The sequence below is a fragment of the Azospirillum canadense genome (assembly GCF_025961225.1).
In the GTDB taxonomy this organism is placed as follows: domain Bacteria; phylum Pseudomonadota; class Alphaproteobacteria; order Azospirillales; family Azospirillaceae; genus Azospirillum; species Azospirillum canadense.
The window spans coordinates 693968-703886 of sequence record NZ_JAOQNG010000003.1 but is presented as its reverse complement, the minus strand read 5'-3'; the positions used below and the strand labels follow the sequence as shown (position 1 = coordinate 703886).

Here is a 9919-nt window from a genome sequence, read left to right as displayed (position 1 = left end):
CCAGCCAAGGGTTTTGCGCGGTCTTGTGTTCAGGGCGAGGGCAAAGGCCGCCAGGGTGTCGGCGTCATGCACGGTGAGGTCGGTCCCCTTGGGGAAGTACTGGCGTAGCAGACCGTTGGTAGTCTCGTTCGTGCCGCGCTGCCACGGACGGCGCGGATCGCAGAAGTAGACGCAAAGCCCGGTGTCGATCCGGATATGGGCGTGTTGGGCCATCTCCGCCCCCTGATCCCAGGTCAGCGACCGGCGGAGCTGGGCGGGCAAGGTTGCGATGGTGCGCGCAATGGCGTCGCGGACGGCCGCGGCACCATGGCCGGCCAGCGCCGGCCCGTTCTTGACCCGCGGTCCGCTGGCGTGCCCCGGCATCGGGGGCAGATGAAGCAGCATCGTGAACCGCGTCGTCCGCTCCACAAGGGTGCCGATCGCCGACCCGCCCAAGCCGATGATCAGATCCCCCTCCCAGTGCCCCGGCACCGCCCGGTCCGCCACCTCCGCCGGGCGTTGGCTGATCATGACTTCCGGGGTGATGAAGGACTTGCCCCGCTTGCGGGTCCGCGCCATCGGAACGCGCAGCGTCCGCCCAGTCCGCAGGCAGGCGGTCAACTCGCGCCGCAACGCTCCGCGGCCTTGAATGAACAGCGCCTGATAAATCGCCTCATGGCTGATGCGCATCGTCGGGTCCTCCGGAAAGTCGAGCCGCAAGCGCCGCGCGATCTGTTCGGGGCTCCACGCCTTGCCCCACCGCCGGTCCTGCCGAGGTCCGTGTCGGCGAGCCTTCCAGGCCACGGCCGGTCCGGGGATCGCCGCTCCGTTCGGAGCAGCCACCGTGCCGGCCAGACGCTCCTGCACGTAGGCGCGCAGAACCGGATTGACCAACAGCTTGGCCGGCTTGGGCCGGCGCGCCGAGCGGTCGGCGTGCCACTGCGCGGTCGTTGCCCGATACTCCAACCCGCCCGAGCGAGTGGCGGCATTGCGCCGCAGCTCGCGGGAAATGGTCGAGGCCGCCCGCCCCAGCTGGCGAGCGATCTCCCGCACGCCGAGCCCCTGGGCCCGCTGCAGCGCGATCTCCTCCCGCTCCGCAAACTGCAAGTACCGTCCCGACGGTGGCTTCGCCGATGACGCAAACTTCGCTGGTGGCATACCCCCGGCCTCTCGGAACCAACGTCCCCCCACCGCGGGCGACACGCCTGCTATGGATGCCGCATCCTCGCTCGATTGTCCCGTTGCAATCGCCGACCAGAACTGCCGACGATCCGCACGCTGTGCTGAGGAAGGCCGGCCAGGTGACCGCAGAGGAGCTCGTCCAGATCGATCCGATCGCCGCTTCCATATCTTCATCGCAACCTCCTTCGGCAGGCTGTTGCGACGACCGCTTGAATCCGCCCAATACACCTCGCTGGCCTTCGGGGCGCGCTGCCGCGAGGTTGGCGTTCGCCCGTCCATGGGCTCGGTCGGGGATACCTACGACAACGCTATGTGCGAGAGCTTCTTCGCGACGCTTGAATGCGAACTGCTCGACCGGCGGCGGTTCCGTTCCCATGCCGAGGCTCGCATCGCCGTCTTCACCTTCATCGAAGGCTGGTACAATCCCCGCCGACGGCACTCCGCCCTCGGCTATCTGTCACCGACCGACTACGAAAGGAGATCGAGCGCCGTGGAGTGAAACAAGCCCCAGCCCGTCCACCGAGCCGGGGCAACTCCACATGACAGTGCCCCGCCGCCTCCGTCACGCCATCCTCGAGGACAGGTGCGCGTTGCGCGCTATCAAGAAGGCCCGCAGGCGCTCCGGGTAGTCGGGCGCGACGGCCTCACGGACGCTCGGCCGCGCCGCCAGCGCGGCGCGCCAGTCGAGCACCTTCGGCATGCCCTCGAAGACGCCGAAGTTGGCGATCATCTCGAAGGTGTCGAAATAGCGGAACACCGGCCCGAAGACCGCATCGACAAGCGAGAAGTCCGTGCCCGCGAACCAGGGGCCGTTGCCGAGGCTGCGCTCAACCCAAGCGAACTTGTCGTGAAGGGCCTGGCGCTTGGCCGCGAACGTCCTCGCATCTGGCGCCGCGTAGAACCCCGCGATGTCGTTGAGGATCGCCGATCCAAACTCTATCCACCCGCGGTGCTTGGCCCGCAGGATCGGGTCCACGGGATGCAGGCGGCGGCCGGGTATGGCTTCCTCCAGGTACTCGCAGATGGCAACGGACTCGAACAGCACCTCGCCGCCGACCTTGAGCAGCGGCACCTTGCCGAGCGGTGAGATCGCTGTGAACCAAGCGGGCTTGTTCGCAAGGTCAATGTTGGTGCGCTCGCATGGCATGCCCTTCTCCGCGAGGACGATCGCCGCGCGCTGGACGTATGGGCAGAGATGATGGCTGACGAGATGGAGCGGCAGCATGGACGTCTGTCCTTCGGTTTGTTGGTCCTGGTACTGGGGGGCGGGCCACCACAGGAGCGGCCCACTTCGACGGGATCAGGCGAGGCCTTCGGCCTTGAGCGCCTCCCGGACCCTGGGGCGTGCGGCGACACGGCCGAGAAAGGCTCGGATGTTAGGCCAGCGTTCGAGGTCGACCTTCAGGTAACCGGTCCAGTTGAGGACGGTGAAGGCGTAAGCGTCCGGCGCCGCGAAGCGCGACCCGGTCAGGTACTCGGCGGCGTCCAGCTGCCGCTCGACGAAATAGAAGCGGCGTGCGAGGGTGTCGAGCGCAGCTTGGCGCGTCAGCTCCGGGGTGGCCGGACTCCACAACGGCCCAAAGCCCTTGTGGATCTCCGTGGCGATGAAGCCGATCCACTCCAGGGCGCGGTAACGCTCGAGTGTCCCGGGGGCGGGAAGGAGCCCGGCTTCGGGGCTTTGGTCGGCAATGTACTGGAGCAGAACGGACACCTCGGTGAGCGCCTGACCGTCGTCGAGCAGCAACGTGGGAACGTAGCCCTTCGGGTTGAGCGTCAGGTAGTTCCGCCCGTCGTCGGTCGTTTTCGAGGCGAGATCGACCTTCACGAGTTCGACGGGCAGGCTCGCCTCGCGAAGGACAATGTGGACGGCGAGCGAACAGGCGCCGGGGGCGTAGTAGAGTTTCATCGGTGAACTCCTCGTTTCGGGATGATGGAAGGGAATCAGCGGCCGAACGTGGTGGTCCAGGCCAGGGCTGCCGGAACCGGTCAGGCCGAGGCTTTCGAAGAAAGCGGCGTCCCTGGCAGCGTCAGGACGTCGAGCGTCAGCACGACGCTATGCGACAGGAACATGGCGCCAAGTGCGCTGCGGAGCAGGAATGCGGCGTGAGGAGCAAGCTTGGAGTCGGTCATCGCTAGGCTTTCCCGTGATTCGTGGGATCACCGTAGACGCTTTCTGAAAAGCAAGTGATATTGGGAGTTCCCAAGCGGAGTTTGCGCCCATGCAAGATCGAGTCGGCTGGCAGGACCTGCGCCTAGTGCTGGCGATCGGGACGTCCGGCACACTGGCCGGTGCGGCACGCGACCTCGGGATCGACCACTCGACGGCGTTCCGCCGACTGGGGGCACTCGAGGCGAAGCTCGGAGTGCGGCTCTTCGACCGTGCGCGGGACGGTTACGCGCCAACGCCCGCCGGGGAGGTCATGGTGGCGACTGCCGGGCGCATGGACGCCGAAATCGCGGACCTCGAGCGGCTGCTGGCGGGGCAGGATTTGCGGCCGAGCGGCACAGTACGGGTGACCACGACAGACACGCTTATCGGGCTTCTCACTCCCGTCTTCGCGGCATTCCGACACTTCTTCCCCGAGATCGTCCTTGAGGTGATCGTCACCAACGCTTTCCTGACGCTGACCAAGCGAGATGCCGACGTCGCCATCCGACCGGCCGCGACGGCGCCCGAGACGCTGGTCGGCCGCCGCATGGCAACCATCGCAACGGCCGTTTATGATGTCGGGAGCGTCGAAACGGCAGTCGATCTCGACGATTTAGGAGCCCACGCTTGGGTCGGTCCTGACGACAGCCTCGCGCATCTCGGTTTCGCGAGATGGCTGCGGGCCCGCGTGCCGCCCGAGCAAGTCACGTACCGCTCGAACACGTTGCTGGGGCTGCTCGCGGCGGTGCGGGCTGGTCTCGGGCTGGCGATGCTGCCGTGTTTCCTGGCCGACCTGGACCCTGCCCTACGCCGCGTCGGCCCACTCATGCCGGAGATGGAAACGGGTCTGTGGCTGCTCACCCATCCCGACCTCCGGAAGGTGGCGCGCGTACGCACGTTCCTCGACTTCATGGCGGAGGAGCTCGGGCGCTGCCGTCCCTTGCTCGAGGGGCACACGCCCGCAACCGCCCCTTTGGCGGGGAGTGGCCGTGCGCGCGAGTAGCCGACGCCAGGCTTGTGACCGTCGCGGCGTCCGTTGTGACCTATTATTCCGCACTGCTGGTCGAGCCCGGCCCGGCGGCGTCCCTGCTCGATGCTTAAGCCCCGTCCTCGTGACCGGGCACCACATCTCCGCGTGTCGGCTTGCTCCTCCGTATTGGATGGACATGAAACGTTGGGTTCCTACCCAGGAGGTCCGCGCCATGCAGCCAGCCGAAAGCGCCCTCGCACAGGCCGAGCGCTACGTCCGGGAAGGTGAGGAACGGGTCGCTCATCAGAAGGCGATCTGGCGGATCTGATCCTGGACAAGCACGACGTAGCAGCGGAGAGGGCTCGCACCGTGCTCAAGATCTTGGAGGACAGCTTGCAGCTCGCCCGAGAGCATCTGCGGTTGGAGCAGGAGGCACCGCGCTGAGTGTCGCTGCTGGGCGGTTCAGTAGAATCGGTCTGTTCGCTGCACTTTGACGCTCCGATCCTGGCCGGGTTGCCGGGCGGATCGGTAGAACTGCTGGGCGGTTCCGGATAACGTTCGCTGGCCAGTTTGGCGGCCCACCATCATTCGCTGCGGCCCTCCCCCGGCTTCCTGGAAGCGGAGTGACTTTCCCATCGGCTTGGTCCGGCTAGGGGGTTAGGGGGCCCGGATGACGTTTCACCTGAACTGTCCGTGAGGGAGTGAACCAATCCACCCAACAATTCCCCGGAACCGCCCAGCAGGACATTGTACGGAAGCTTTGGGAATCCTCGGCGCTCGTTGAACTCAACCACCCAGCATCGACAGGGATGGTGACCAGGAGACGTTCTGGCCGCTCATGGGATAGCGCTGGCGTGCGCCCTGGGCTGATATCGGATACAGATCTTACCTAAGAAACAAACGGTGCTGTCCGAGGCTCCAGGTCAGCGGCTCAGTATCGCCCCCTCTCAACCGTGCCCGCAGGATGTAACTCCGATGAGGCTCCATCGCCGGGTTTGGACATTGGTGAAGACGGGAGTGGCCCCAAGGGAGTCCCTGCGGACGTGAACCTCGCGCCTTAGATTATCCCGCAGGGTACTTTTGTCTGACGGCATGCTGTGGCGGCCTCGGTGTCGTCCAGCAACGGAAGCGGGAAGCCCGTGGGGCTGACCATCGCTGTAAAAGGCTGAAGCATGGTCGATCAGCAACGTCTCTGGAGGAGTAGGTCCGACCGATGACCGATTTTCACAAGACTCGCGCGCGATTCTGCATCCCGGACGGCGTGATCTACCTCGACGGCAACTCGTTGGGTCCCCTGCCCGCCGCCGCTGAGCGCAGGGTGGCCCACACCCTGACCGAGGAATGGGGCAGGCAGCTGATCCGTGGTTGGAACACGGCCGGATGGATGGTCCAGCCGCGCGCCGTCGGTGATCGCATTGCCCGGTTGCTCGGCGCTCCGGCCGGCAGCGTCGTCGTCGGGGACACGCTGTCGATCAAGGTGTATCAAGCGCTGGCGGCGGCGCTCGCGCTGAACCCCGGCCGCCGGGTGATTCTATCCGACAGCGGCAACTTTCCCACCGACCTCTATATGGCGGAGGGGCTCATCGAGACCTTGGGCCAGGGCCATGTCCTGAAGGTTGTTGAACCGGACGCAATCGATGCCGCCATTGGCGATGACGTCGCCGTGCTGATGCTGACCGAGGTCGATTACCGAACCGGACGCCTGCACGACATGGCGGCGTTGACGGCGAAGGCTCATGCGGCCGGTGCCCTGACCGTTTGGGACCTCGCCCATTCCGCCGGCGCGCTGCCGGTGGATCTGGCCGGCGCCGCGGCCGATTTCGCCGTCGGCTGCACCTACAAGTACCTGAACGGTGGGCCGGGCGCCCCGGCCTTCATCTATGTCGCCCCCGGGCATGCGGAAACGGCGCGGCCGGCGCTGTCCGGCTGGATGGGGCACGCGGCCCCTTTCGCCTTCGACCGCGCCTACCGCCCCGGCGCAGGCGTCGAACGGATGCGGGTCGGCACCCCGCCTGTGATCGCGCTCGCGGCACTCGACGCGGCGCTCGACGTCTGGGACGGAGTCGACATGGCCGACGTGCGCCGCACCTCCATCGCGCTGTGCGACCTGTTCATCAAACTCGTCGAGGCGCAGTGTCCGGAGCTGGAGCTGGCCTCACCCCGCGACGGCAGCCGGCGCGGCAGCCAGGTGTCCTTCCACCACCCGCAGGGCTACGCCATCATGCAGGCGCTGATCGACCGTGGCGTCATCGGCGACTTTCGGGCGCCGGACGTGCTGCGCTTCGGCGTCACCCCGCTCTACATCGGCGTGGACGAGGTGCGGCGCGCCGTCGCCGTGCTGAAGCGCGTGATGGACGGCCGCCTGTGGGACCGGCCCGAGTACCACAAGAAGGCGATGGTGACATGACCGACCCTGATCAGAGCCCCCTGCCCTATGATCCGGCCGCCGAAGGCGCGCAGATGGCGTTCGACGGGCGGATGTCCTACGGCGACTATCTGCAGCTCGACCGCATCCTGGGGGCGCAGGCTCCGCGCTCCGCCGCGCACGACGAGATGCTGTTCATCATCCAGCACCAGACGTCGGAACTGTGGATGCGGCTGGCGGTCTATGAGATCCACGCTGCCCGCGAGGCGATCCGCGGAGACCGGCTGTCCCCGGCCTTCAAGATGCTGAGCCGCGTGGCGCGCATCTTCGAGCAGCTGAACTCCGCCTGGGACGTGCTGCGCACGATGACGCCCAGCGAGTACACCCGTTTCCGCGACGCCCTGGGCCAGTCGTCCGGCTTCCAGTCGTACCAGTACCGGGAAATCGAGTTTCTGCTGGGCAACCGGAACCGCGCGATGCTGCGGCCGCACGCTCACCGGCCGGAGATCCTGGCCCGGCTGGAGGGGGAGTTGACCCGGCCCAGCCTGTACGACGAGGCGTTGCGCCTGCTGGCGCGCCACGACATTCCCTTGCCGAAGGAGGTTCTGGCCCGCGACGTCTCCCAGCCGTATCAACCCGACGACCGCGTGACCGAGGCGTGGCGGCGAGTCTACCAGGACCCGGAGCACCACTGGCCGCTTTACGAACTCGCCGAGAAGCTGGTGGATTTCGAAGATTACTTTCGCCGCTGGCGCTTCAACCACGTCACAACGGTGGAGCGGGTGATCGGTTTCAAGCGGGGCACCGGCGGCACCGGCGGCGCCTCCTACCTGCGCAACATGCTGGCGGTGGAGCTGTTTCCGGAACTCTGGCGCGTCCGCACGGTGCTGTGACGGGACCGCTTCGAAGGGATGACGGGATGGTCGGGAACGCGCTGGCGTCGGTCACGGATTGGGATGACGCCTACAGCAACAGCGCCCACATCCCTGATGGCGACGCCTACCCAGCGCGCTGGGCGGAGCGGGCCGCCGCCTTCCGCGCGACGTTGACGGCGCAGCGGCGCGCGACGCTTGACCAGCCCTATGGCGACGGCGCGCGCGAACGCTACGACCTGTTCCACCCCGCCCGTCCGGCGAAGGGCACGGTCGTCTTCGTTCATGGCGGCTATTGGATAGCCTTCGAAAAGGCGAGCTGGTCGCATCTGGCGGCCGGGCCGCTCGCCCATGGCTGGCGCGTCGCCATGCCCAGCTACACGCTCTGCCCCGACTGCCGCATCGCTGGCATAACCCGGCAGGTCGCGCGGGCGGTCGCCGCGATTGCGGAGGCCACGCCCGGTCCGCTGCGGCTGACCGGCCATTCCGCGGGCGGCCATCTGGTCAGCCGCCTGGCCTGCGCGGACGTGTCCTTGCCGCCGGCGGTGGCGGAGCGGGTGGAGCACACTGTTTCCATCAGCGGCTTGCACGACCTGCGCCCGCTGCTGGCCACGCGCATGAACGGCACGCTCGGCATGGACGAGGCCGAGGCGGTCGCCGAAAGCCCGGCCCTGCTGCGGCCACGGCCGGGAGCAGGCATCACCTGCTGGGTGGGCGCGCAAGAGCGGCCGGAGTTCATTCGGCAAAACGCCCTGCTAGCGAACATATGGCTTGGCCTGGGTGCGGCCACCGCCGCGCGGCAGGCCGACGGACGCCATCATTTCGATGTCATCGACGATCTGGCCGATCCGGACTCCCCCCTGGTGGACGCGCTGCTCTCCTCATGAGGTCGCCTGTGGGGAATTTCTGGACGAATACGCTGCCCTGCCACACGCCGGTGGTTTGGTGCAGGGATGCGGTAGTTGTCAGCACGAGCTTGGTCGGATAGAAGGCATACCTGTTCCCGACCAACCCGCCTGAACATGCCGCACAAGTACAATGCCGATCGCCGTCACCGGAAAATCTCGGGTAACGTCCAGGGGCGTGGTGGAAAAAGCGCCCATGAAGGATCGGGCTGGGGCCGGGCGAAGCTCCCACACAGCGTAGCCCGGCCCCAGCCCGATCCTCCGCCTCGCAGGCGGTGTGTTCGGCGGCAGGAGGTGGTCATCGCGCATCTTTGGTAAGGTCGAGTTGCGACACGCGATCACAACCAAGGACACGACGATGACCGACGACAGAATGGCACTGATCGAGCAAATCCAGAAGAGCACAGACGGCGATTTTCTGCGCGCCGTCGCCGAGCACACGTTACACCGGCTGATGGACTTCGAGGTCGAGGCGCTGATCGGCGCGGCGCGCCACGAGCGTAGCGACACGCGCACCACCTACCGCAACGGCTCGCGGCCGCGCCAGCTTGACACCCGCCTCGGCACGCTCGACCTGAAGATCCCAAAGCTGCGCCAGGGCAGCTACTTTCCGGCCTTTCTGGAGCCGCGCAAGACCGCCGAGAAGGCGCTCACCGCGGTCATCCAGGAAGCGTGGATTCAGGGCGGTGTTGTCAACTTCGCTGGCGGTTGATGAGATGAGCGTCTGAACAACCCGTTTTGGTTCCGCTCAGGCGGTCAGGGCAAGACCGGTCGTCTCGCGCCAGGTGGTGAAGGCGCGAGCGCGGGCGGCGCGGTACTCGGCGGCGGAGATGAGATGGCGGCGCAGTTGGAAGTGGTTGTGGATCGCGCTTTGGGTGGAGAGAAACCGCTGGGCGTGCCGGGCTGATTTGAACCTCCTCATGTGCCGCTTGCGCCGTCGCGTCGGCTGGTGCGAGACTTCGCAGATATTGTTCAGGTGTTGGCTCTGCCTGTGTTCGCTGCCGAGCTTCGGAGCCTTCTTCACTGCGGCGTATGATTTCAGCTTGTCGGTCACGAGGACACGCGGGGCGTAGCGCAGCCCTTTCAGCAGCTTGCGGAAGAACCGCTTGGCCGCCTTCGTGTTGCGCCGGCTCTGGACCAAGATGTCCAGCACCACGCCGTTTTGGTCGACAGCGCGCCAAAGATAATGCTGCTTGCCGCGGATGCGGATGAACACCTCATCCAACAACCATTTGTCGCCCGACTGGGGTCGGCGGCGCTTGAGCGTGGTGGCGAACTCCCGGCCGAAGCGCAGACCCCACTCCCGGATGGTTTCGTAGCTGACCTCGACACCGCGCGCGGCCAGGATCAACTCGACCTCGCGCAGGCTCAAGCTGAATCCGTGGTACAGCCACACCGCTTCATTGATGATCGCGGCCGGAAAACGAAAGCCGCGGTACGGATTGGGCGTCGTGCTCACGCCCGGCACCCTGCCATGCCAATCCGGCGGTCCGCAAC

Annotated in this window: 9 protein-coding genes and 2 pseudogenes; 6 read left to right on the top strand and 5 right to left on the bottom strand. The window is 66.6% G+C overall.

Annotated features, from left to right (window positions below; translation table 11 throughout):
• Positions 1-1335: IS30 family transposase (locus M2351_RS21515; protein WP_264658081.1), on the bottom strand; the 1335-nt coding region annotated here is incomplete at its 3' end.
• 37 nt (positions 1336-1372) lie between these two features.
• Between M2351_RS21515 and M2351_RS21510 the strand changes: the two are divergent.
• A pseudogene (locus M2351_RS21510) lies at positions 1373-1660 on the top strand (transposase); the annotation flags it as partial.
• Positions 1661-1723: 63 nt separating this feature from the next.
• Here M2351_RS21510 and M2351_RS21505 read toward each other — a convergent pair.
• The 3 genes from M2351_RS21505 to M2351_RS21495 form a co-directional block, all read right to left on the bottom strand.
• Positions 1724-2386: a glutathione S-transferase family protein gene (locus tag M2351_RS21505; protein WP_264658080.1), complete on the bottom strand. Its 663-nt coding sequence runs from the start codon at positions 2384-2386 to the stop codon at positions 1724-1726.
• A 75-nt stretch (positions 2387-2461) separates the two neighbouring features.
• Positions 2462-3067: a glutathione transferase GstA gene (gstA, locus tag M2351_RS21500; RefSeq protein ID WP_264658079.1), complete on the bottom strand. Its 606-nt coding sequence runs from the start codon at positions 3065-3067 to the stop codon at positions 2462-2464.
• Positions 3068-3147: 80 nt separating this feature from the next.
• Positions 3148-3291, bottom strand: a complete 144-nt coding sequence (locus M2351_RS21495) for a hypothetical protein (protein WP_264658078.1) — start codon at positions 3289-3291, stop codon at positions 3148-3150.
• Between the two features lie 89 nt (positions 3292-3380).
• Here M2351_RS21495 and M2351_RS21490 point away from each other — a divergent pair, with 89 nt between their 5' ends.
• The 5 genes and pseudogenes from M2351_RS21490 to M2351_RS21470 form a co-directional block, all read left to right on the top strand.
• Entirely contained in the window at positions 3381-4313 is a 933-nt protein-coding gene (locus M2351_RS21490) for a LysR family transcriptional regulator (protein WP_264658077.1), read from the top strand.
• Positions 4314-5493: 1180 nt separating this feature from the next.
• Entirely contained in the window at positions 5494-6687 is a 1194-nt protein-coding gene (gene kynU, locus M2351_RS21485; protein ID WP_264658076.1) for a kynureninase, read from the top strand.
• On the top strand, positions 6684-7538 hold the full coding sequence (gene kynA / locus M2351_RS21480; protein WP_264658075.1) for a tryptophan 2,3-dioxygenase: 855 nt from the start codon (positions 6684-6686) through the stop codon (positions 7536-7538). The genes kynU and kynA overlap by 4 nt, the downstream gene beginning before the upstream one ends.
• A 26-nt stretch (positions 7539-7564) precedes the next feature.
• Positions 7565-8404: an alpha/beta hydrolase gene (locus M2351_RS21475; protein WP_264658074.1), complete on the top strand. Its 840-nt coding sequence runs from the start codon at positions 7565-7567 to the stop codon at positions 8402-8404.
• Positions 8405-8780: 376 nt separating this feature from the next.
• Positions 8781-9107: pseudogene (locus tag M2351_RS21470) on the top strand (transposase); the annotation flags it as partial.
• Between the two features lie 63 nt (positions 9108-9170).
• On the opposite strand, the gene M2351_RS21465 reads toward M2351_RS21470, so the two are convergent.
• Entirely contained in the window at positions 9171-9881 is a 711-nt protein-coding gene (locus M2351_RS21465; protein ID WP_264658073.1) for an IS6 family transposase, read from the bottom strand.
• Positions 9882-9919 lie beyond the last annotated feature (38 nt).